This window comes from Reyranella sp. (genome assembly GCF_017305915.1).
Taxonomy (GTDB): Bacteria; Pseudomonadota; Alphaproteobacteria; order Reyranellales; family Reyranellaceae; genus Reyranella.
On the sequence record NZ_JAFKJN010000029.1, the window covers coordinates 60,483 to 80,946 of the forward strand.

The window sequence follows — 20,464 nt, forward strand, 5'->3', positions numbered from 1 at the left end:
CTGTTGTCGACGATGGCCGTGGCCTGTTCGTTGGCCGGGACCGCCTGCGCGCAGAGTGATGCCTGCGACTTGCAGGCCGGGCCGCCCAGCGCGGACTTCGAGAACTACGCGGCGGACCAGTGGCCGCGGGAGGCCGACCGCGCCAAGGGCAACCGGCAGAACGTGTCGCGCGACGGCGAGCGCCTTCGGCTGAAACTGGAGAAGGGCGATCCGGCAGAGCTGTCCGATTGCCCGCGCGGCGAGGGGGCGCACGTCTTCCTCTACGAGGACTACGACGAGGCCGGCCGCTTCTATGTCGTGCGCCGGCCGGCCTTCCGCGACTTCTCCTACACGCTGGTGATGCGGGCGAACGGCAGGCAGTACACCGTCTACGGCACGCCGATCTGGTCGCCGGACAAGTCGCGCTTCGTGACGATCGCCTGCTCGTGGCTGCCGCCGCGCGGCACGCTCACGATCCACGCGCCGGCAAGCGGCGGCCTCGCGACCGAGACGGAGATCCCGTTGCGCACCTGCCTCGACGAGACGGAGACCTGCTCGGCGCGCTGGGACACCCCCTCCTGGATTGCCGTCACCTGCGTGCGCACCGACGGCTCGAGCCGCAAAGGCTCGGAGTTCGTCGTCCTCAAGGGCGCGGACGGCGCGTGGAAGACGTTCGGCCGCTAAAGCGTTTCCGATTCGGAAACGCGTGCTACCGGAAGTGCATCCGGCGCACCTGCGCCGCCCGGACTCTGGACAGGAGCAGCGACAGGTCGGCTCCCGGTTTGTTCAGCCACAGGCCGCCGCCGCTCGGTGCCGGCGGCCGCTTCTTTCCGTTGCTCGAGTGGCTCTTGACGTGTCGTTTGGTGCGTCGCGGCATCAGCCAGCTCCTCCCTTCGACCATCCATCCCGCGTCTGCGGCAACTTTTTTTGCAGGAGAGCACCGGCGACGACGTTGCGCAAGACCTCCGCCGTGCCGCCGCCGATCGTGAACATGCGGACGTCGCGCGCCATGCGCTCGAGCGGCAATTCGCGGGAATAGCCGCGGGCGCCGAAGAACTGCAGCGCGTCGTTGACCACCTGGATGGCGCTCTCCGACGTGAACACCTTGGCCTGCGCGGCCAGCAGCATGTCGGGGAAGCCGCCTTCGCCCGAGCGTGCGGCGTTGTAGACGAGGGCCCGTGCCGCCGCGAGCTTGATCGACATGTCGGCGAGCTTCCATTGCAGGCCCTGGAACTCGTTGATCGGCCGGCCGAACTGGTGGCGCTCCTCCGACCAGTCGAGCGCAAGCTGGTAGGCGCCCTCGGCGATGCCCAGCGCCACCGTGGCCGCGCCGACGCGCTGGCTGTTGTAGGCGTTCATCAGGTCGGCAAAGCCCTTCTTCAGGCCGCGCGGCGGGATCACCAGCGCCGAGGGCGGCACGTCCATGTCCTCGAAGTCGATCACCGCCTCGGGGATGCCGCGCAGGCCCATGGTCGGCTCGCGCTTGGCGATCTTGAGGCCCTTGGTCTCGTCGCGGACGGCGAGGAAGCCGCCGATGCCTTCCTCGTTGCCCTGCTCGTCGTAGACCTTGGCGAAGATCAGGTGCAGGCGCGAGACGCCGCCGCCGGTGATCCAGTGCTTACGGCCGTTGATGACGTAGCGGTTGCCCTTCTTGTCGGCGCGCGTGGTCATGCCGCCGGCGTCCGATCCGGCCTCGGGCTCGGTGATGCAGATCGCGGGCTTGTCGCCGGCCAGCACCATGTCGGCGGCCATCTTCTTCTGCTCTTCCGAGCCGTAGGCCATGACCGCGCTGATCGCGCCCATGTTGGTCTCGACGGCGATGCGGCCGGTGACCGAGCAGGCCGCCGACAGCGCCTCGATCGTCAGCACCGCGTCGAGCCAGCTCTTGCCCTGGCCGCCATACTGCGTCGGGATCGTCATGCCGAGCAGGTGAGCGTCCTTCAGCAGCTCGACGTTGTCCCAGGGATACTGCTCGGTGCGGTCGACCTCGGCGGCGCGGCTGGCGACCGGTCCGGCGGCGAGCTCGCGCACCCGCGCCTGCAGCTTCAGCTGTTCGGGAGAGAGACCGGTGTTCATCGAGACGTTTCCTGCAGGTTGGGATCGAGGCTGAAGATCGCGACGGGCTCGCTGCGGCCGCGCACCGCGACGCTGCCTAGCGATTTGAAGGGAAACTTGTCGCCGCAGGCGTCGCGTGTGCTCTGCGAGACCAGAATGCGCGTGGCGTACTGCTTGTTCAACTCCTCCAGCCGCGCCGCGAGATTCACGGTATCGCCCAACAGGGTGAAGTTCATGCGCTTGCCGGCGCCGATGTCGCCGCCGATCACCGGCCCGGTGCTGACGCCGATCCGGGTGGCGAGCGCCACGCCCTCGCCGCCGAAGGTCCGGTTGCCGACCGCGCGCTGGATGTCGAGCGCCGCGCGCACCGCGGCCACGGCATGGCCTTCGCAGGCGAGCGGCATGTTGAAGGAGGCGAACAGGCCGTCGCCGATGAAGGTGTGGACCACGCCGCCATGCTCGCGGATCGGCGCCAGCACGGTCTCGAGATAGTCGTTGAGCGCGCCGACCAGCTCGGCCGGCGTCAGGTACTCGGCGATGGTGGTGAAGCCCGCGATGTCGCTGAACAGGATGGTCGCCTCGCCGGTCTCGCCCGAGCGCGCGCCCTGGCCCCCTCCGCTTGCTTGCCGGCGCAGGATGGTGGCGGCGACGCTCTCGTCGACGTAGCGGCCGAAGGTCTCGCGGAGCTGCTCGCGCTCGCGCAGGCCCTCGATCATGGCGTTGAAGCGGGCAGTCAGCTCGCCGACCTCGTCGTTGGAGGTGACCGGCACCTTCACGTCGAGATCGCCATCGGCGACCCGCGTCATGGCGCGCGACAGCACGCCGATCGGGCGGAGCAGGGAGCGGCTCACGAAGTAGGCCGAGATCGCCAGGCCGATCACCGACGAGGCGGCATCGACCAGGATCTCCGCCTGCTGGCGCTCGCCGGTATAGGAGAACAGGTCGACGATGATCGCCGCCAGCGGCACGATCGAGACGACGAGCAGGGCGACGATCAGCTTGGTGGCGTAGCGGCCGAAATAGAGCGTCAGGTTGCGGCCGTAGCGCTCGAAGATGAAGGTGCAGAGGTTGGCGAGATAGTCGCTGATGACGAAGTAGGTGTAGGTGAAGTAGTAGACCGGCAGCAGCAGGCAGACCGCGATGAAATCGGCGATGGTCTGGCCCTGCAGCCCGAGCGCGGCGGCGGGTCCCGGCATCCACCAGCTCAGCGAATTGCGCCAGGCGTAGAGCACGAAGGCGAAGATCGCGACCCATTGCGCCGTGAGCAGGGGAAGCTGCGTCAGGCGCCGCTCCATCGCCTCGAAGGCGATCTCGCCCCTCAGGAACCGGTCGATCGGCTCGAACAGGCGGCGAGCCAGCCACCAGTTCGCGCCGAGCAGCAGCGCCAGGCCGGGCACGGCCGAGATCCACAGCGTCTCCCAGCCGCCGTTGACGATGCGGAAGATCATCGAGATGACGATGTCGAAGAAGCAGATCGACACCGCCATCAAGAGATAGCGGCGGCGCAGGCCGGCGATCTCGCCCAAAGTCTCGGGAGGGAGCGCCGCGGTCATGGCGCCTCAACCTTGTAGACGACAACGTCGCCGCGATGGCCGCGCATCCCGGTCTCGCCAAGCCGCTCGCAGGGAAAGCCGTCGCCGGCGGCGCGCACCGTGCTCTCGGTGGCGAGGATCTGGGAGCCGAACTGCTTGTTGAGCTGCTCGACCCGCGAAGCGACGTTCACCGCGTCGCCCAGCAGGGTGTAGTGCAGCCGGTTCTCGGAGCCGATGGTGACGCCGATCACCGGGCCGGTATTGATGCCGATGCGCACCCGGACCGGCGTGCCCGAGACGACGAGGGTGCTGCGCACCAGCTTCTGGATCTCGAGCGCCGCGCGGATCGCCGCGGCGGCATGATGTTCCAGCGGCAGCGGCAGGTTGAACGTGGCGAACAGGCCGTCGCCGATGAAGCTGTTCACGACGCCGCCATTGTGCTGGATCACCGGCACGACGGTGCCGAGGTAGGTGTTGAGGATGCTGGCCACCTCGGCCGGCTGCAGGCTCTCCGACAGGGTGGTGAAGCCCTCGATGTCGATGAACATCACGGTCGCCTCGGCCAGCGTATCGGCGACCCGGCCGCCGCGCTGCTGGTCGTTGAGGATCGCCGCCGCCACGCTCTCGCTGACATACTTGCCGAAGGTGTCGCGCAGGTATTCGCGCTCTGCCAGGCCGTCGACCATCTGGTTGAAGCCGCTGATCGCGTGGCCGACCTCGTCGTCCGAGGTCACCGGCAGGCGGATCTCGAGGTCGCCCGCGGCGACGCGCCGCATGCCGTGGTCGAGCCGCGTGATCGGCAGGGTCAGCGCGCGCGAGATCCAGTAGTAGATCGTGGCCGCGCCGACGATCGACGCCGTGAGGTCGACCGTCGCCTCGCGCACCAGCCGGTCGCCCTCGTAGCTCGCGATGTCGCCGGCCAGCAGCGTCATGGCGGCGAAGGAGACGAACAGCAGGGCGAGCCCGATCTTGCGGCGGAAGGCGCCGCGGAAGGCGCCGATGTTGATGCCCCTGGCGCGGAACAGATGGGCGCACAGGCCGTCGAGATAGGCGCTGACCACGAAGAAGGTCAGCACGTAGTTGAAGCTGGTGACGACGAGGAGGGAGCAGATCGTGTCGATCCAGGCGGAACTGTCGATGGTGGCGCCGAAGGTGTAGCCCAGGCGCGGCGCCAGCATGCGCAGCGCCAGCATCGGCCCATACAGGCAGGCGACCACGGTTGCCGACCGGCGCGGCAGCCGTGTCAGGCTCCCCTCGACCTCGGCAAACTCCGTTTGCCCCGCGAGGAAGCGAACGACCGGTCGGATCAGGAGCGATGCCGCCGTGCCGACACCGACCAGCAGGAACACCGTGGAGAACCCCGACAGCGCCAGCAGGCTCAGGGGATGGGCGTTGATCGCGGCATAGACGGCAGAGGTGAACACGTCGATGCCGAACGGAACCGACATCGCGAGATAGTACTGCCGGATGATGGTGCGGGAATCGCGGTCGAGTCCCGCTCCGGGCGTGGCCGTCATGACGGCCGGTATAAAGCGCTTCGCCTACGCCGTCACTTCACGGGCGGTGATGGTGTACTTGAAGGCGTCCGGATCGAGCGAATCGATCAGGCCCTGCTTGTCGGCCGCCTGCGGATACATAAGGAACGGCAGGGGCGGCTCGCTGCTGCCCGGCAACTGCACGTCGTGTGCGGTGTTGAAGGCCAGCCAGTTGCCTTCCCAGGCGCCGAACAGCGTCTTGCGCGCGGCCACCACCTTGAGGTCGGCCATCGAGAGGTTGGTCGGTGGCTCGTCGAGCACGACCTTGCGCACGTCGGCCGGATCGACCGGCGTCCAGCCGGCGCCCGAGAGCCAGACCTCGGCGCGGCAGTGCTGCGCCTTGGTGACGTTGGCGCTGCCCGCACCCAGCGCCTTGAAGCCGAACTCCGACGGCACCACACGGATGCCGTAGACGTCGCGCGCCGGCACGCCGACCGAGCGCGCCATGGCGACATAGAGCGCGTTGAGGTCCGCACACTTGCCGTTGAGGTTCCCGGTCTTGAGCATCCAGCTCACGTCGCCGACGCCGCAGCCCCTGGTCGAGGCGTTGCGGAAGGTGTTCTCGACCACCCAGTCGTAGAGCGCGTGCGCCTTGTCGATGTCGGTCGTCTTGCCCTTGACGATGCCGTCGGCGGTCTCCTTGACCAGGCCGGTGACCGGCAGCAGCGCCGTCGCCGACAGGTTCAGCTGCCGCTCGGAGTCGCCCAGAGGCGCGACCGAGGCCTGGCCGGGCTGCACGGCGCGGTTCTGGGCGCGGACCAGGGTCGTGACCTCGAGCACCGGGGTTTGCTGGTCGGCGGCCCATTCGACGACCAGCATCTCGGCGCCGTACTTGGGATCGCGCACGCGCTCTACCTCCTTGGCGTTGCCGGTCCAGTTGGTCGTGCCGGGCTGCTGCCAGTCGGCCTCGGCGAGGGTCGGCAGCGGAATCCAGGCCTTGGTGGCGAAGTTGGGCTCGACCTTGGTGGTGAGCGCGAAGGTGCGCCAGCCTTTGGGCGTCGGCGCGAACGTCACCTGGGCTGACGCGAGTCGGGGCGCCACACCGATGGCCCCCGCAGCCACGCTGGCCTTGAGCAAATCACGACGATTCATCTCAAACACTCCGAATCAGGGCGTCATCGAGCATGGCAAACGGGACCATGGGTCACAAGCCCAGATAGGCCTGGCGCACACGGTCGTTACTGAGCAACGCCTCGCCCGAGCCTTCGAGCTCGATGCGGCCGTTCTCCAGCACGTAAGCGCGGTGGGCGATCTTGAGCGAGGCTGTCACGTTCTGCTCGACCAGCAGGATGGTGAGGCCGTCCTCGTTCAACCGACGCACGATGCGGAACATTTCCTGCACGATCGCCGGGGCGAGGCCGAGCGACGGCTCATCGAACATGACCAGCCGCGGCCGGCCCATCAGGCAGCGGCCGATCGCCAGCATCTGCTGCTCGCCGCCGCTGAGCGTGCCGGCCGCCTGGCCGCGCCGCTCGGCCAGGCGCGGGAACAGGCCGTAGACGTGCTCGAGGCTTTGCTTCTCGTGCGCCCGCGCATGACGCGGCGTCGCGCCCATCTCGAGGTTCTCCAGCACCGTGAGGTTGGGGAAAACCTGGCGGCCCTCGGCGACGTGGCCGATGCCGATCTCGCACACCCGATGGCTGGTCCAGCCGGTGATGTCGGTGCTGTCGAACACGACCCGTCCGCGCGCCGTGCGATGGATCCCGTGGATCGCCCGGATCAGCGAGCTCTTGCCCGCGCCGTTGGCGCCGACGATGGCGACGATCTCGCGGGCATCGATGTGCAGACCGACGCCCGACAGCGCCTGGGCGTCGCCGTAATAAAGGTCTATTTCGGAGACCTGGAGCAGGCTCACGCGACCTCCTCCTCTCCGAGATAGACGTCGAGCACGGCCTGATGGCGGGTGATCTCGGCGGGCGTCCCTTCAGCGATCTTCTCGCCGTAACTCACCACGACGACGTGAGCGGCGAGCGCCATGACGGCGCGCATGACGTGCTCGATCAGCAGGATGGTGAGGCCGGTCTGGGCGTTGAGCTCGCGCAGGAACGCCACCATGACGTCGACCTCGGTCGGGCGGAGGCCGGCCATCACCTCGTCGAGCAGCAGGAGCTTGGGCTCGGTGGCGAGCGCGCGCGCGACCTCGAGCCGCTTGCGGTCGGGCAAGGTCAGGCTCTCGGCCGGCTGATGGCGGCGGTCGGCAAGGCCGAGCCGCTGCAGGATGGCTTCGGCCGCATGGCGTGCGTCGGGCAGATGCGGCCGCCGGTGCAAGGCGCCGATGGTGACGTTCTCCAGCACGCTCAGGCCCCTGAACGGCCGCACGATCTGGAAGGTGCGGCCGACGCCCGCGTCGCACACCTTGTCGGGACGCAGGCCGGAGATCTTGCGGCCATCGAGGCTGACGGTGCCGGCGGTCGGCACGTGCACGCCGGCGATCATGTTGAAGATCGTGGTCTTGCCCGCGCCGTTGGGCCCGATCAGCGCATGGATCGCACCCGCCGGCACGGTGAAGCCGACATCGTGCACGGCACGCAGGCCGCGGAAATCCTTGCTGAGGCCGGCGAGTTCGAGCCGCGCGCCGGTCATTTGATGCCGAGCCTTGCCGCCAGCCACGGCCAGATGCCGGCGGGGCGGTACATCACGATCACCAGCAGGGCGAGGCCGTAGAAGACCTGCTTGATGCCGGGAATGTCGAGCTTGTCGCCGACCGCGGTGAAGATCTCGCCCAGCCCGGTCAGCACGACGGCGCCGACGAACGGGCCGAACAGCGTGCCCAGCCCGCCGATGATCGGCGCCAGCGTGATCTCGATCGAGCGGCCCATGGCGAACGCCGTCTCGGGGAAGAGGTTGTTGTAGTAGAAGGCGTTCCACACGCCGGCCAGCGCGGTCAGCGCGGCCGAGATGGTGACCGCCAGCATCTTGCATTTCAGCACCGGCACGCCGACCGCCTGCGCGGCCTCGGCATCCTCGCGGATCGCGAGCCAGTAGCGGCCGAGCCTGCTTTCCAGCAGCAGACGGCACAGCACGAAGGCGGCGACGGCGAGGAACAGGATCACGTAGTAGAACAGCACCGGCCCGCCGCGCAGGTTGGCGACGTCGGTGACGCCGCGCTCGACCCGCAGGAACATGCCGCCCGATTCGCCGGTCCACGGCCAGTTGTCGAAACCGATGCGCGTGAACTCGGCGAAGGCGATGGTCAGCAGCGCAAAATAGACGCCGGCCAGCGAGAAGCGGAAGCCGAGGTAGCCGACCACCGCCGCCGCGGCGACCGCCGCCGCCACGCCGACGAACATCCCGGCCCACGGGCCGATGCCGTAGTGGAAATAGAGGCCGGCCGCCATGTAGCCGCCCAGCCCGGCATAGAGCGCGTGGCCGAGCGAGAGCTGGCCCGCGAAGCCCATCATGATATTCCAGGCTTGGCCGACATAGGCGAAGTAGAGCACCAGGATCAGCACCGACAGGCCGTAGCCGCCGAGCAGCGCCGGCGCCACCAGCAGCAGCGCCAGCAGGATCGCGAGGCCGCCCATGACGCGAGGCGTGATGCGGCTCATCGCGCTTCCTTGCGGCCGAGCAGGCCCTGCGGGCGCAGCAGCAGCACGACGATCAGCAGGCCGAAGCTGAACATGCTCTTGAGCGAGGGCTGCAGCAGCAGGCCGGCGACCGCCTCGCTGACACCGATCAGCAGGCCGCCCAGCAGCGCGCCGCTCAGGCTGCCGAGGCCGCCCACGATGACGATCACGAAGGCGAGCAAGGTGTATTCGCTCGCCAGGAACGGCGTCACCGGGATGATGGTGATCATCAGCGCACCCGCCGCACCGACGCAAGCCGCGCCGACGCCGAAGGTGATGGCATAGAGCCGGCGCACGTCGAGGCCGACGACCAGCGCGCCCATGTGGTTGTCGGCAGCGGCGCGGATCGACTTGCCGGTGCGGGTGCGGGTGAAGAACAGCCAAAGCAGGGCGGCGATGGCGAACGCCACCACCGCGGCATGGACGCGGACGGCGTCGAGCACCAGCGGGCCGAGCTCGTAGGAATCGAACTGCGAATCGAGCATGATCGTGCGCGAATCGGGACCGGCGATCGCCAGGCACGCATTGGCGAGCAGGGTGCCGACGGCCAGCAGCAACAGGAACTGCTGATGCTCGGGCCGGGTGATGAAGGGCTGGATCAGGGTCCGCTGCAGCAGGTAGCCGATAACGAAAAACAGCACGGCGACCAACGGCAGGCTGAGCGTCGGCGGCACCTGTAGGGCGTCGAACGCCATCCAGGCCAGGTACATGCCGACGACCATCATCTCGCCATGCGCGAAGTTGACCACGCGCATGACGCCGAAGATCACCGACAGGCCGAGCGCCATCAGCCCGTAGACCATGCCGGTCAGCAGGCCCTTGCTGACCGCCTGGGCGAGCGAGAGAAGGAAGTCCTGGCTCAAGTCCGGCGCTTGTCGTTCCAGCCCGGCTGCGGGAAGGTGAGCTGCGCTTCCGCGGCGTCCTTGGGCAGCACGACGGTGGGCTTGCGCTTGAGGTTCTGCAGCGCCGTGCCCTTGATGTTGACGTTCTGGCCCTTGGCGTCGAACTCGATCGGGCCGCCGACCATCACGTGCTCGTCGATCCTGGTCTTGCGCAGGGCGTCCATCAGCGCGTCGGGCTTGGTCGACTGCGCCTTGAGCCAGGCCTGGGCCGCGATCAGCAGCGCCTCGAAGGTGAAGCCCGCGTCGATGTCGATCTGGGCGCCAGGGAACCTGGCGTTGTGGTGCTTCTCCAGCACCTTGGTCATGTTCGACTTGGGGTTGAGCCACGGCTGGATCGACAGCGTGTACTCGCTGTACTTGCTCATGCTCTTGATGAAGTCCTGCTCGTACATGCCGGGCGTGCCGGGATTGATGGTCATCGGCTCCCAGCGCTGCTTCACCATCTCCTGCACGATCAGCTTGGCGTCGTTGAGGCGGCAGATCGGCATCAGCATCTCGGCCTTGCTGGCCTTGGCCTTGGCGACCTCGACCGACAGGTCCTTGGCGGCGGCGTCGTAAGTAATGGTGTCGACGATCTCATAAGGCATGCCGGCCTTGGGGAACATCGCCTTGATGCCGTTCAGCATGGCGCTGCCGAAGGTGTCGTTGATGCTGAGCAGCACCGCCGTCTTCGGCGTGACGCCCGAGGTCGCGAAGATCTGCTTCTGCAGGTCGAAGGCGCTGCCGAGCAGCATCGGCGCCGTCGGGAAGTTGCGGACGATGAACTTGTAGCCCGACTCGGTGATCGGCGGCGCGGCGGCGATGTTGACCACCAGCGGGATGCCCTTCTGCTCGGCGACCTGGGCGATCGCGATGGTCTGGCCCGAATCGAACGCGCCGACCAGCACGTGGCAGCCGGCCTCGACCGCCTTCTCGGCCTGGATGCGGGCGACGTCGGGCTTGGTCTCGGTGTCGTAGGTCTGGACCTCGAGTTTCACCGGCACCTTGATGTCGGCGAAGATGTCGTTGGCGATGTCGGCGCCGTGCTTGCACATCTGGCCGATCAGCGCCTGCGCGCCGGACATCGGCAGGATCAGGCCGACCTTGAGGTTGGCCGGCGCCGATTGCGCCGAGGCGAAACGCAGCGGCAGCGGCGCGCCGAGCAGCGCCGCGCCGGCCGCGGCCCGGCCGAAGCCGCGGCGGGTGAAACGATGGTTATTGGTCACGGGGTGCCCTCCCTGATTTGCTGGCCGGACTATAGAGAGGGCTGTCTTGGCGTGCTAGTTCGGCGGAATGCCCGTCAGCCTCGCCGACCTCAACAGCATGGACCCTGCCGCCTTCGAGGCGGCGGTCGGCGACGTGTTCGAGCTGGCGCCCTGGGTGGCCAAGGCGGCGCACGCCCGCCGCCCTTTTGCGACGGTGGCCGACCTGCACGCGGCGATGATCGGCGCGGTGCGGGCGGCGCCGCGTGAGCAGCAGCTCGCTTTCGTGCGTAACCATCCCGATCTCGCCGGCAAGGCGGCGCGCGCCGGCGACGTCACCGACGATTCGAAGCGCGAGCAGGCGAGCGCCGGTCTCGATACGCTGTCCGACGAGGAGTTCTCGCGCTTCCATCGGCTGAACGACGCCTACAAGGCGAAGTTCGGCTTCCCCTTCATGATCTGCGTGCGCCGGCACACCCGCGATTCGATCCTGTCGGAGTTCGAGCGACGCCTGGCGCGCGACGAGGCGACCGAGTTCGCCCAGGCGATGCAGGAGGTCTTCTACATCACGCGGCTGCGCATCGCGGCCAAGGTGACGGGCGAGAGCGTGCCGCAGGTCAACGGCCGGCTCAGCACGCACGTGCTCGACACGCATGTCGGACGGCCCGCAGTCGGCCTCGCGATCGCGCTTTACGAGCTCGCCGGAGAGCGCTATCACCGATTGACTACAGCGATCACCAATGCCGACGGGCGCACCGACCAGCCCCTGATCGGCGGGCGGCCGCTGCCGATCGGCGTTTACGAATTGAGGTTTGCGGTCGGTGACCACTTTCGCAGGAGGGGTATCGAGGGCGGCGATCCGCCGTTCCTGGACATCGTGCCTTTGCGCTTTTCGATTGCGGAGCCCGAGGGGCATTATCACGTCCCTTTGCTCTGCTCCCCCTGGAGCTATTCCACCTATCGCGGAAGCTGAACGGAAACGGAGGACAACATGACCACGTACAGCGATGTCTCCCTGATGATCGACGGCGCCTGGACCAAGGGCGCGAACGGCCGGACGATTCCGGTCATCAATCCGGCGACCGAGGAAGTGATCGGCACGGTGGCGCATGCCGAGAAGGCCGACCTCGACCGCGCGCTCGAAGCCGCCGAGAAGGGCTTCAGGGCGTGGCGCAAGGTCTCGCCGTTCGACCGCTACAAGGTGATGCGCAAGGCCGCCGAGCTGATCCGCCAGCGCGCCGACGAGATCGCGCCGATCATGACCATGGAGCAGGGCAAGCCGGTGATCGAGGCCAAGGGCGAGACGCTGCTCGCCGCCGACATCATCGAATGGATGGCCGAGGAAGGCCGCCGCACCTACGGCCGCATCGTGCCGGCCCGCGCCGAGAACGTGTACCAGCTCGTCATGAAGGAGCCGGTCGGCCCGGTCGCCGCCTTCACGCCGTGGAACTTCCCGATCAACCAGGTGGTGCGCAAGGCCTCGGCGGCGATCGCCACCGGCTGCTCGATCATCGTCAAGGGCCCGGAAGACACGCCCGGCTCGTGCGCGCAGCTCGTCAAGGCGTTCGTCGATGCCGGCGTGCCGGCGGGTGTGATCCAGCTCGTCTACGGCGTGCCGTCGGAGATCAGCGAGTACCTGATCCCGCATCCGATCATCAAGAAGGTGACCTTCACCGGCTCGACTCCGGTCGGCAAGCAGCTCGCGGCGCTGGCCGGCGCGCACATGAAGCGCGTCACCATGGAGCTCGGCGGCCACGCGCCGGCGATCGTGTTCGACGACGCCGACCTCGACCAGGCGGTCAATGTCCTGGGCGCCAACAAGTTCAGGAACGCGGGTCAGGTCTGCGTCGCGCCGACCCGCTTCCTGGTGCACGAGAAGGTCTATCCGGCGTTCGTCGAGAAGTTCACGGCCTACGCCAAGAACGTGAAGGTCGGCAACGGCCTCGACAAGGATACGCGCATGGGCCCGCTGGTCGCCGAGCGGCGCCTGCACGCGATGGACAGCTTCGTCAGCGACGCCATCGCGAAGGGCGCCAAGATCCAGACCGGCGGCCAGCGCAAGGGCAACAAGGGCTACTTCTACGAGCCGACGGTCATGACCGACGTGCCGCTCACCGCCAAGATCATGAACGACGAGCCGTTCGGCCCGCTGGCGCCGATCACGCCGTTCAAGGACTTCGAGGGCGTGATGCAGGAGGCCAACCGCCTGCCGTGGGGCCTCGCGGCCTACGCCTACACCAGGAACAGCAAGACGATCGCGCAGGTCGGCGCGGCGTTCGAGAGCGGCATGGTGTCGATCAACCACCACGGCCTCGCCCTGCCCGAAGTGCCGTTCGGCGGCATGAAGGACTCGGGCTACGGCTCGGAGGGCGGCATCGAGGCGCTCGAGGCCTACCTCAACACCAAGTTCGTCACGACGCTCGGCATGTAGCCGACCGTTTCGACGGTTTTCACCGTTTAATGCCAGCGACACGGTTTTTCTCCGCGTCGTTGGAGGGATGATGTGAGGGAACGCCGGCATGCCGTTAAGATCGGCCTGCCGGCGTTTTCGTTCAATCCGACGGCCGCGGCGTGCACCGCGCGTGAGCCGGGCGCGGTCCTTGACAAGCGACGACGGCGCCTCGCGCGACGCTCGCCACACGCGATTTTGCGCCGGACGCAGCGCTTCGGCGCCGCCTGTTTCTCGAATGGCGCCGAAAAAATCTTCCGCCGAATTTTTCTTCAATTCACCTTGGCGCCGGAGGCGATGATGATCGGCCGGAGCTTCTTCTCGTCGCTGCGGCGGAACGCGGCGGCATCGGCCGGGCTCGCCCACAACGGCGTGGCGCCCTGGGCGAGGAAGGCGGTCTTCAGCGCCTCGCTCTCCAGGGCCTTCCTGCACGCGGCGTTGGCCTTCTCGACCATGGCCGGCGGCAGGCCGGCCGGGCCGCACAGGCCGCCCCACGAGGTGATCTCGAAGTCCGGGTAGAAGTCCTTCATCGGCGGCAACTCCGGCGCCACCGGGCTGCGCTCGCGCGACGTCACGGCAAGGCCGCGCAGCTTGCCGGCCCTGTATTGAGGCAGCGGCCCCGGGATGTTGTCGAACTCCATGTCGACCTGCCCGGCCAGAAGGTCCTGCAGGGCGGGCGCACCGCCGCGATAGGGCACGTGCATCATGTTGATGCCGGCGACCTGCTTCAGCCACTCGCCGCAGATATGCGGACTGGTTCCCGAGCCGCCCGAGGCGAAGGTGTACTTGCCTGGATTGGCCTTCACCAGCGCGACCAGCTCGGGCACCGTCTTCACCGGGATGTCGGGCTTGACCACGAAGATGTTGGGCACCTGCCACAGCATGCTGATCGGCGTGAAGTCCCTGTCGGCGTCGAACGGCAGCTTGGAATAGAGCGTCGGCGAGATCGCGTGGCTGGCGATGCTCATCAGCCCGACCGTGTAGCCGTCGTTGGGCGACTTGGCGATGGCGTCGGCGCCGACATTGCCGCCCGAGCCGCCCTTGTTCTCGACCACGAACTGCTGCCCGGTGATCTCGCCGAGCTGCTGGCAGACCACGCGCGACAGCACGTCGGTCGCACCGCCCGCGGGAAAGAGATTGATGTACTTGACCGGCTTGTTCGGCCAGTCGGTGCCGGCACGCGCTACGCCAGACGCAACGTACGGGGCGGCCAACACGCCACCCATGACGGCGAACGCCCGCCGTCGGGGCACAAGGACCCTGACCATAGCAACGCCTCCCTGGATGTACGCTTTTTGATTAGCGAAACTGTAGGGAGGCCGTTGGCGACTGTACAGGAGCGAAACCCTCCCGATTCATATGGGGGGTGTCAGCGTCTTACGCTGACGGAGGGGTCATGACCCCTCCGTCGCGGATTACCGCGCCACCTCCCCATATGAATCGGGAGGGCTATACTTCCGCATGCCTGACCGTGACGATCTGGGAAGCGCCTGGCGCATCCCGCCCAGCCGCTATCTCGCCGGCCGCCCCGCAGAGTTCTCCGTCGGCAAGCCGACCTCTTTATATGTCGCGATGGCGGACGGCTGCCGGTTGGCGCTCGACGTCCTCCTGCCCAACGGCGATGCCGGCCGGCGCTGGCCGACCGTGCTGATCCTGACGCCCTACGTGCGGCGGTTCGACGTGACGGCCGGCAGCAACGTCGAGCCGTCGCCCAACAGCTATCGCTATCGCGACATGTTCGTGCCCCGTGGCTACGCGGTGGTGGTGGTCGATGCGCGCGGCACCGGTGCTTCGTTCGGCACGCGCGATTCCTTCCGCAGCCCGCGCGAGCGCGCCGACTACAAGGCGATCGCCGACTGGATCGTGGCGCAGCCGTGGAGCGACGGCCGCATCGGCGCGACCGGCATCTCCTATCTCGGCGCGGCCTGCGATTTCCTGGCGAGCACCGGCCATCCCGCGGTCAAGGCGATCGCGCCGCTATTCGCGGTCTGGGACACCTGGGCCGACAACTATTACCCAGGCGGCATGCTGATCAAGCGGCTGGCGCTGGTCTACGACGAGCTGATGCTGGCGCTCGACCACGACCGCCGCGACCTGCGCCAGCAGTTCTCCTACTTCGCCAACCCCGCGCTGCAGGGACCTATGCCGGTGGACGACGACCGCGACGGCTCGCTGGCGAAAGCGGCGGTGCAGGAGCATCTCGCGAATTTCCGCATGCCCGACTTCATGACCGAGTTCAAATGCCGGGACGATGCGCTGCCCTACGACCCTGCGTTCACGCCGGCCTCGTTCAGCCCCTACAACTATGTCGACGAGATCCCGCGGGACGTCGCGGTCTACGCCGTGTCCGGCTGGACCGACGGCGCGGGCTACGCCAACGGCACGCTGTCGCGCTATCTGACCTTGCCCAACGCGCACAAGCGCGTGCTGCTCGGCCCATGGGATCACGGCGCGCGGGTGAACTCCTCGCCGTGGCGGGCGAAGCAGGAGCCGGAATTCCCGGTGCTGGGCGAGGTGCTGCGTTTCTTCGACCAGCATCTCGCCGGCCGCGACACCGGGCTCGCCGACGAGGACCCGATCCACTACTTCGCCGTCCATGCCGAGGAATGGCGCTCGGCCAAGAGCTGGCCGCCGGTGACCGGCAGCCGGCGTTTCTATCTCGCGCCCAACCGGCAGCTCTCGGAAGCGCAACCCAACGACGCTGCCGCCGACGAAGTGAAAGCGGACTTCACCGCCGGCAGCGGCACGCAGACACGCTACGAGCGCATCGCCGGCATCGATGCCACCCATTACTACAACGACTGGAGCGAGCGCTCGGCGAAGCTCGCGGGCTTCACCACGCCGCCGCTCGAGGCGCCGCTCGACATCGCCGGCCACACCGTGGTGTCGCTGTGGCTGGCGTCGAGCGAGCCCGATGCCGCGATCTTCGCCTACCTGTCCGAGATCGAGGCCGACGGCACGGCGCGCTACGTCACCGAGGGCGTGCTGCGCGCCATCCATCGCGCCGAGGCCGAGCCGCCGCGCAGCTACCGCACGACCTGGCCGTGGCGGACCTTCGCGCGCAAGGACGCCAAGCCGATGCCGGTCGGCGAGCCGCAGCTCCTGAAGTTCGCGCTGCTGCCGGTGGCCTGGCGCTTCGTCAAGGGCAGCCGGCTGCGGCTGTCGCTGAGCGGCGCCGATGCCGATCACTTCGTGCAGACCCCGCACGGCCGGCCGCCGGTGCTGAAACTGCTGAGCGGCGGTGCCCAGGCGAGCATGATCGAGCTTCCGATCGGGGGCACGTGATGCGTCTGGGACGGCGGGCCGCGCTTGGCGGCGTGACGGCGGCGGGCGCCGGGCGCTTGGCGCGCGCGCAGTCCTGGCCCGACAGGCCGATCGCCTGGATCGTGCCGACCGCGCCGGGCAGCCCGCTCGACGCCTTCGGCCGGCCGGTCGGGCAGCACGTCTCGGAGAAGCTCGGCCAGCCGGTGGTGATCGACAATCGCAGCGGCGCTGGCGGCACCATCGGCATCGCGATGGCGGCGCGGGCGCCGGCCGACGGCCACACCATGGTGATCGGCGCCACCAGCATCACCTACCTGCAGACGCTCTATCCCGCGGCGGGCTTCGATTTCGCGCACGACCTCGCGCCGGTGAGCGCGCTGGCGCGCATCCAGATCGTGCTGGTGGTCAATCCGGCCGTGCTCGACGTCTCGACCCTGGACCAGCTCATCGCCGCGGCGCGCGCGAAGCCCGACGCCATCGACTTCGGTTCGCCGGGCATCGGCACCTTGCCGCATCTCGCGATCGAGCTGCTGCAGACCCGCACCGGCATCCGGCTGCACCACGTGCCCTATCGCAACGGCGCGCAGATGCTGCAGGACGTGCTGGCCGGCCAGATCGCGGCGATGTGGGCGACGCCGGCGGAGGCGGTGGCGCACGCGAAGGGTGGGAAGCTCAGGGCGATCGCCATTCCCGGCCGGCGCCGCGAGCCGATCTTGCCCGACGTACCGACCTTCGATGAAGCGGGCCTCAAGGATTTTCGCGCCGCCGCCTGGTTCGCGCTGTTCGCGCCCCGGCGCACACCCGAGGCGATCCTCGATCGCATGCACGGCACGGTGCAGGAGGCGCTTGCCCGCGACGACATCAAGGCGCTATGGGCGGAGCAGGGGGCCAAGGTCGAGCTGGAAAGCCGCGCCGACTTCAGCCGCTTCGTCGACCGGGAGATCGTGCGCTGGAACCGCATCGCCAGGGCGGCCAATATCCAGCTCGAGTAGGGGAGCGCGCATGAAGACCAATCGTCGAGCCGTCCTGGGCGGCCTCGCGACGATGCTCGCGGCGCCTCCGACAGTCGCCCGCGACTGGCCCCGGAAGACCGTGACCTGGGTGCTGCCTTTCCCGCCGGGCGGGCCGAGCGACAGCTTCGCGCGGGTGCTGGCGCAGACGGTCTCCGAACGGCTCGGCCAGACGGTGGTGATCGACAACAGGAGCGGCGCGGGCGGCATGGTCGGCGCCGCGGTGGTGTCGCACGCCGCACCCGACGGCTACACCATGCTGGTGGGCTTCAGCGGGCACGGCTACGCGCCGCTGATCTATGCCAATCCCGGCTTCGACCTGCTGCGCGACTTCGCGCCGATCTCGGCGATCGACCGCGTGCAGTCGATGCTGCTGGTGAATCGCCGGCGGCTCGACGTCTCGAGCCTGCAGCAGTTCATCGACACGGCGAAGGCCAGGCCGGATTCGATCGACATGGCGTCGGGCGGGCTGGGCACCGTCGGGCATCTGGCGATCGAGCTGCTGCAGACCCGCGCCGGCATCGGGTTGCGCCACGTGCCCTATCGCGGCGGCGCGCCGGCGCTGCAGGATCTCGTTGCCGGGCAGGTCGGTGGCTTGTTCGCCACCGCCGCCCTGTCGGTCGGTCATGTGAAGTCGGGTGCGTTGCGTGCTCTGGCCGTCGCCGGCCGGCGGCGCGAGACGCTGCTGCCCGACGTGCCGACCTTCGACGAGGCGGGCCTCAAGGGCTTTCGCGCGGTGTCGTGGGACGGGCTGTTCGCGCCCAAGGCGACGCCTGACGCCATCCTCGACCGCATGCATGCGGCGGTGCAGGCCGCGCTCGCCAGCGACCCGATCAAGCGCGAATGGGCCGAGCGCGGCGGGCGGATGAGCCTCGAGAGCCGCGCCGCCTTCGCCGCCTTCGTCGCCGAGGACGCCGCGCGCTGGAGCGCCGTCATCAAGGCCGCCGGCATCAAGCCGGAGTAGTCATATTCCTCTCCCCCTATCGGGGGAGAGGAGAAAGAGATCAGGTCGCGCCGCCGCCGTTGACGGCGATCATCTGGCCGTTGATGTAGCCGCCGGCCTCCGAGACCAGCAGCCGCGCCGCCGCCGCGACCTCGACCGGCTTGCCGAAGCGGCCGAGGGGCACGCGCGCCAGCGTCTGGGCGCGCGCCTGGGCAGAGGCGTTCTTCTCCTCGACGTCGGGCGCGATGGGCCCCGGCGAGATGATGTTCGTCGTGATGCCCTTGGGCCCGAACTCCATCGCCAGCGCCTTGGTCAGGCCCCACACGCCGTGCTTGGCGACCGATACCGGCGTGCGGCCGGCATGGCCGTGGATGGCGTTCATGCCGGCGAAGTTGACGATGCGGCCCCAGCCCTTCGCCACCATGCCGGGCAGGCAGGCGCGGGCGAGCCACACCGCCGCGTTCATGTCGACGTCGATCACCCGCTGCCAGTCGGCATCGCTCATCTCGAGGAACGGCTTGTTGGGCCGAAGCGCTGCGTTGTTCAGCAGCGCGTCGACCGAGCCGAAGGCCTTCATGGTTTCTTCGGCAATACGCTTGCACTCGGCCGGCTTGCCGACGTCGCCCATGATGACGATCGCCTTGACGCCGAACTTCGCCACTTCCTTGGCGACGCTCTCGCAGGCGGCTTTGTCGCTCGAGCCGTTGATCGCGACGTTGAAGCCGTCCTCTGCGAGGCCCAGCACGCAGGCACGACCGATGTTCTTGGCCGCGCCGGTGACGAGCGCCGCTCTTGGGGCTGCCTTCCCGTTGGCCGCCATCTCAGATCACCCCGCCGGCGCGCAGTTCCTTGATCTTCTTGGGGCTGAGGCCGAGACCCTTCAGCACCGCATTGTTGTGCTGGCCGAGGTCGGGCGTGGGCTTCAGCTTCCTGGGCTGCGGCGAGGCGGTGAGGTTGATCGGATTGCCGACCACCTTGATCTCGCCGAGCTTGGGATGCTTGATCCCGCGCGCGATGCCGAGATGCTGGACCTGCGGCTCGGCGAAGGTCCGGTCGATGGTATTGATCGGCCCTGACGGCACGCCGGCCTTGTTGAGCGCCGCGATCCAGTGGTCCGAGGTGTTGGTCTTGGTGACTTCGCTAATGCGCTCGTTCAATGCCTTGCGGTTCTGCGAGCGCAGCCCGGGCGTCGCATGCTCGGGATGCTCGATGAGCTGCGGTGCGCCCAGGGCCTCGGCGCAGCGCTTGAACATGTGCTGGCCGGAGGCGGCGATGTTGATGTAGCCGTCGCTGGTCGGGAACACGCCGGTCGGGATCGAGGTCGGGTGATCGTTGCCGGCCTGCTTGGGGACCTCGCCCTTCATCAGCCAGCGCGCGGCCTGGAAGTCGAGCATGAAGATCTGCGCCTCGATCAGCGAGGTGTGGACCCACTGGCCCTTCTTGGTGCGCTCGCGATTGTAGAGGGCCAGCGTGATCGCCTGGGCGAGCAGAAGACCTGCGGTGAGGTCGCAGATCGGGATGCCGACCCGCATCGGGCCGCGGCCGGGCTCGCCGGTGATCGACATCAGCCCGCCCATGCCCTGGGCGATCTGGTCGACGCCGGGGCGCGCCGCGTCCGGGCCGTGCTGGCCGAAGCCAGCGATCGAGCCGTAGACGATCTTCGGATTGACCTTCTTGACCGAGTCGTAGTCGACCTTGAGGCGGTACTTCACGTCCGAGCGGTAGTTCTCGACGATCACATCGGCCTTCTTCGCGAGCTTCATGAAGATCGCGTGGCCTTCCTTGCTCTTGAGGTTGAGCGTGATCGCCTGCTTGTTGCGGTGCAGGTTCTGGAAGTCGAAGCCGTGTCGGCTGCCGCCCATCGCGTCGGTGCTGCCGGGTTCGGCCGGCGGCTCGATCTTGATCACCTGCGCGCCCCAGTCGGCGAGCTGGCGCACCGCCGTCGGGCCGGCGCGATGCGCCGTGAGATCGAGAACCTTGATGTGCGAGAGCGGAAGCTTGGCCATGTCTGCGTTTCCCCTAAGTCGATGAAGTCAGAACTGTCATCC

Annotated in this window: 19 protein-coding genes; 6 read left to right on the forward strand and 13 right to left on the reverse strand. The window is 68.2% G+C overall.

The window, feature by feature from the left end:
- Positions 1-12: 12 nt before the first annotated feature.
- Positions 13-663: a hypothetical protein gene (locus J0J01_RS25930; protein ID WP_296386039.1), complete on the forward strand. Its 651-nt coding sequence runs from the start codon at positions 13-15 to the stop codon at positions 661-663.
- Between the two features lie 25 nt (positions 664-688).
- Here J0J01_RS25930 and J0J01_RS25935 read toward each other — a convergent pair whose 3' ends face one another.
- The 10 genes from J0J01_RS25935 to J0J01_RS25980 are packed head-to-tail and all read right to left on the reverse strand — an operon-like array spanning position 689 to position 10,774.
- A complete protein-coding gene (locus J0J01_RS25935) occupies positions 689-856 on the reverse strand; it encodes a hypothetical protein (protein WP_296386042.1) in 168 nt (55 codons plus the stop codon).
- A complete protein-coding gene (gene acdA, locus J0J01_RS25940; protein WP_296386045.1) occupies positions 856-2,055 on the reverse strand; it encodes a 3-sulfinopropanoyl-CoA desulfinase in 1,200 nt (399 codons plus the stop codon). The genes J0J01_RS25935 and acdA overlap by 1 nt, the downstream gene beginning before the upstream one ends.
- On the reverse strand, positions 2,052-3,587 hold the full coding sequence (locus tag J0J01_RS25945) for an adenylate/guanylate cyclase domain-containing protein (protein ID WP_296386048.1): 1,536 nt from the start codon (positions 3,585-3,587) through the stop codon (positions 2,052-2,054). The genes acdA and J0J01_RS25945 overlap by 4 nt, the downstream gene beginning before the upstream one ends.
- Complete coding sequence (locus J0J01_RS25950) at positions 3,584-5,083, reverse strand: adenylate/guanylate cyclase domain-containing protein (RefSeq protein WP_296386050.1); 1,500 nt, start codon at positions 5,081-5,083, stop codon at positions 3,584-3,586. Before J0J01_RS25950 ends, J0J01_RS25945 begins: the two co-directional genes overlap by 4 nt.
- Before the next feature lie 24 nt (positions 5,084-5,107).
- A complete protein-coding gene (locus J0J01_RS25955) occupies positions 5,108-6,193 on the reverse strand; it encodes a transglutaminase-like domain-containing protein (protein WP_296386052.1) in 1,086 nt (361 codons plus the stop codon).
- A 52-nt stretch (positions 6,194-6,245) separates the two neighbouring features.
- Complete coding sequence (locus tag J0J01_RS25960; RefSeq protein WP_296386053.1) at positions 6,246-6,956, reverse strand: ABC transporter ATP-binding protein; 711 nt, start codon at positions 6,954-6,956, stop codon at positions 6,246-6,248.
- A complete protein-coding gene (locus J0J01_RS25965; protein WP_296386055.1) occupies positions 6,953-7,684 on the reverse strand; it encodes an ABC transporter ATP-binding protein in 732 nt (243 codons plus the stop codon). Before J0J01_RS25965 ends, J0J01_RS25960 begins: the two co-directional genes overlap by 4 nt.
- Positions 7,681-8,649 (reverse strand): branched-chain amino acid ABC transporter permease, encoded by a 969-nt coding sequence (locus J0J01_RS25970; protein WP_296386057.1) that lies wholly within the window; start codon positions 8,647-8,649, stop codon positions 7,681-7,683. The genes J0J01_RS25965 and J0J01_RS25970 overlap by 4 nt, the downstream gene beginning before the upstream one ends.
- A complete protein-coding gene (locus J0J01_RS25975) occupies positions 8,646-9,530 on the reverse strand; it encodes a branched-chain amino acid ABC transporter permease (RefSeq protein ID WP_296386058.1) in 885 nt (294 codons plus the stop codon). The genes J0J01_RS25970 and J0J01_RS25975 overlap by 4 nt, the downstream gene beginning before the upstream one ends.
- Complete coding sequence (locus J0J01_RS25980) at positions 9,527-10,774, reverse strand: ABC transporter substrate-binding protein (protein ID WP_296386060.1); 1,248 nt, start codon at positions 10,772-10,774, stop codon at positions 9,527-9,529. Before J0J01_RS25980 ends, J0J01_RS25975 begins: the two co-directional genes overlap by 4 nt.
- A gap of 67 nt (positions 10,775-10,841) precedes the next feature.
- Here J0J01_RS25980 and uraD point away from each other — a divergent pair, with 67 nt between their 5' ends.
- Both uraD and J0J01_RS25990 read left to right on the forward strand, forming a co-directional pair.
- Positions 10,842-11,723, forward strand: coding sequence for a 2-oxo-4-hydroxy-4-carboxy-5-ureidoimidazoline decarboxylase (uraD, locus tag J0J01_RS25985; protein WP_296386062.1), 882 nt, complete (start codon positions 10,842-10,844; stop codon positions 11,721-11,723).
- Between the two features lie 18 nt (positions 11,724-11,741).
- The gene (locus J0J01_RS25990; RefSeq protein WP_296386064.1) at positions 11,742-13,181 is read left to right on the forward strand and encodes an NAD-dependent succinate-semialdehyde dehydrogenase; all 1,440 of its coding nucleotides are present in this window, start codon (positions 11,742-11,744) and stop codon (positions 13,179-13,181) included.
- A 290-nt stretch (positions 13,182-13,471) separates the two neighbouring features.
- Here the strand turns inward: J0J01_RS25990 and J0J01_RS25995 are convergent, their stop codons facing one another.
- The gene (locus J0J01_RS25995; protein WP_296386066.1) at positions 13,472-14,467 is read right to left on the reverse strand and encodes a tripartite tricarboxylate transporter substrate binding protein; all 996 of its coding nucleotides are present in this window, start codon (positions 14,465-14,467) and stop codon (positions 13,472-13,474) included.
- A 193-nt stretch (positions 14,468-14,660) separates the two neighbouring features.
- Between J0J01_RS25995 and J0J01_RS26000 the strand changes: the two genes are divergently transcribed.
- The 3 genes from J0J01_RS26000 to J0J01_RS26010 are packed head-to-tail and all read left to right on the forward strand — an operon-like array spanning position 14,661 to position 18,437.
- Positions 14,661-16,484, forward strand: a complete 1,824-nt coding sequence (locus J0J01_RS26000) for a CocE/NonD family hydrolase (protein WP_296386068.1) — start codon at positions 14,661-14,663, stop codon at positions 16,482-16,484.
- On the forward strand, positions 16,484-17,455 hold the full coding sequence (locus J0J01_RS26005; protein WP_296386070.1) for a tripartite tricarboxylate transporter substrate-binding protein: 972 nt from the start codon (positions 16,484-16,486) through the stop codon (positions 17,453-17,455). Before J0J01_RS26000 ends, J0J01_RS26005 begins: the two co-directional genes overlap by 1 nt.
- A 10-nt stretch (positions 17,456-17,465) precedes the next feature.
- Positions 17,466-18,437, forward strand: a complete 972-nt coding sequence (locus tag J0J01_RS26010) for a tripartite tricarboxylate transporter substrate-binding protein (RefSeq protein WP_296386072.1) — start codon at positions 17,466-17,468, stop codon at positions 18,435-18,437.
- A 40-nt stretch (positions 18,438-18,477) separates the two neighbouring features.
- Here J0J01_RS26010 and J0J01_RS26015 read toward each other — a convergent pair whose 3' ends face one another.
- Both J0J01_RS26015 and J0J01_RS26020 read right to left on the reverse strand, forming a co-directional pair.
- Positions 18,478-19,236 (reverse strand): SDR family oxidoreductase, encoded by a 759-nt coding sequence (locus tag J0J01_RS26015; protein WP_296386074.1) that lies wholly within the window; start codon positions 19,234-19,236, stop codon positions 18,478-18,480.
- Position 19,237: 1 nt separating this feature from the next.
- On the reverse strand, positions 19,238-20,422 hold the full coding sequence (locus J0J01_RS26020; RefSeq protein WP_296386076.1) for a CaiB/BaiF CoA-transferase family protein: 1,185 nt from the start codon (positions 20,420-20,422) through the stop codon (positions 19,238-19,240).
- Positions 20,423-20,464: the final 42 nt, after the last annotated feature.

Bases quoted from the DNA above. Each gene is read 5' to 3' on its own strand.
- J0J01_RS25970 (WP_296386057.1), bottom strand. From the start codon at position 8,649: ATGAGCCGCATCACGCCTCGCGTCATGGGCGGCCTCGCGATCCTGCTG.
- J0J01_RS26005 (WP_296386070.1), top strand. From the start codon at position 16,484: ATGCGTCTGGGACGGCGGGCCGCGCTTGGCGGCGTGACGGCGGCGGGC.
- J0J01_RS25935 (WP_296386042.1), bottom strand. From the start codon at position 856: ATGCCGCGACGCACCAAACGACACGTCAAGAGCCACTCGAGCAACGGA.
- J0J01_RS25965 (WP_296386055.1), bottom strand. From the start codon at position 7,684: ATGACCGGCGCGCGGCTCGAACTCGCCGGCCTCAGCAAGGATTTCCGC.
- J0J01_RS25945 (WP_296386048.1), bottom strand. From the start codon at position 3,587: ATGACCGCGGCGCTCCCTCCCGAGACTTTGGGCGAGATCGCCGGCCTG.
- J0J01_RS25955 (WP_296386052.1), bottom strand. From the start codon at position 6,193: ATGAATCGTCGTGATTTGCTCAAGGCCAGCGTGGCTGCGGGGGCCATC.
- J0J01_RS25950 (WP_296386050.1), bottom strand. From the start codon at position 5,083: ATGACGGCCACGCCCGGAGCGGGACTCGACCGCGATTCCCGCACCATC.
- J0J01_RS26000 (WP_296386068.1), top strand. From the start codon at position 14,661: ATGCCTGACCGTGACGATCTGGGAAGCGCCTGGCGCATCCCGCCCAGC.
- J0J01_RS25995 (WP_296386066.1), bottom strand. From the start codon at position 14,467: ATGGTCAGGGTCCTTGTGCCCCGACGGCGGGCGTTCGCCGTCATGGGT.
- J0J01_RS26015 (WP_296386074.1), bottom strand. From the start codon at position 19,236: ATGGCGGCCAACGGGAAGGCAGCCCCAAGAGCGGCGCTCGTCACCGGC.
- J0J01_RS26010 (WP_296386072.1), top strand. From the start codon at position 17,466: ATGAAGACCAATCGTCGAGCCGTCCTGGGCGGCCTCGCGACGATGCTC.
- J0J01_RS25990 (WP_296386064.1), top strand. From the start codon at position 11,742: ATGACCACGTACAGCGATGTCTCCCTGATGATCGACGGCGCCTGGACC.
- J0J01_RS26020 (WP_296386076.1), bottom strand. From the start codon at position 20,422: ATGGCCAAGCTTCCGCTCTCGCACATCAAGGTTCTCGATCTCACGGCG.
- acdA (WP_296386045.1), bottom strand. From the start codon at position 2,055: ATGAACACCGGTCTCTCTCCCGAACAGCTGAAGCTGCAGGCGCGGGTG.
- J0J01_RS25930 (WP_296386039.1), top strand. From the start codon at position 13: ATGGCCGTGGCCTGTTCGTTGGCCGGGACCGCCTGCGCGCAGAGTGAT.
- uraD (WP_296386062.1), top strand. From the start codon at position 10,842: ATGCCCGTCAGCCTCGCCGACCTCAACAGCATGGACCCTGCCGCCTTC.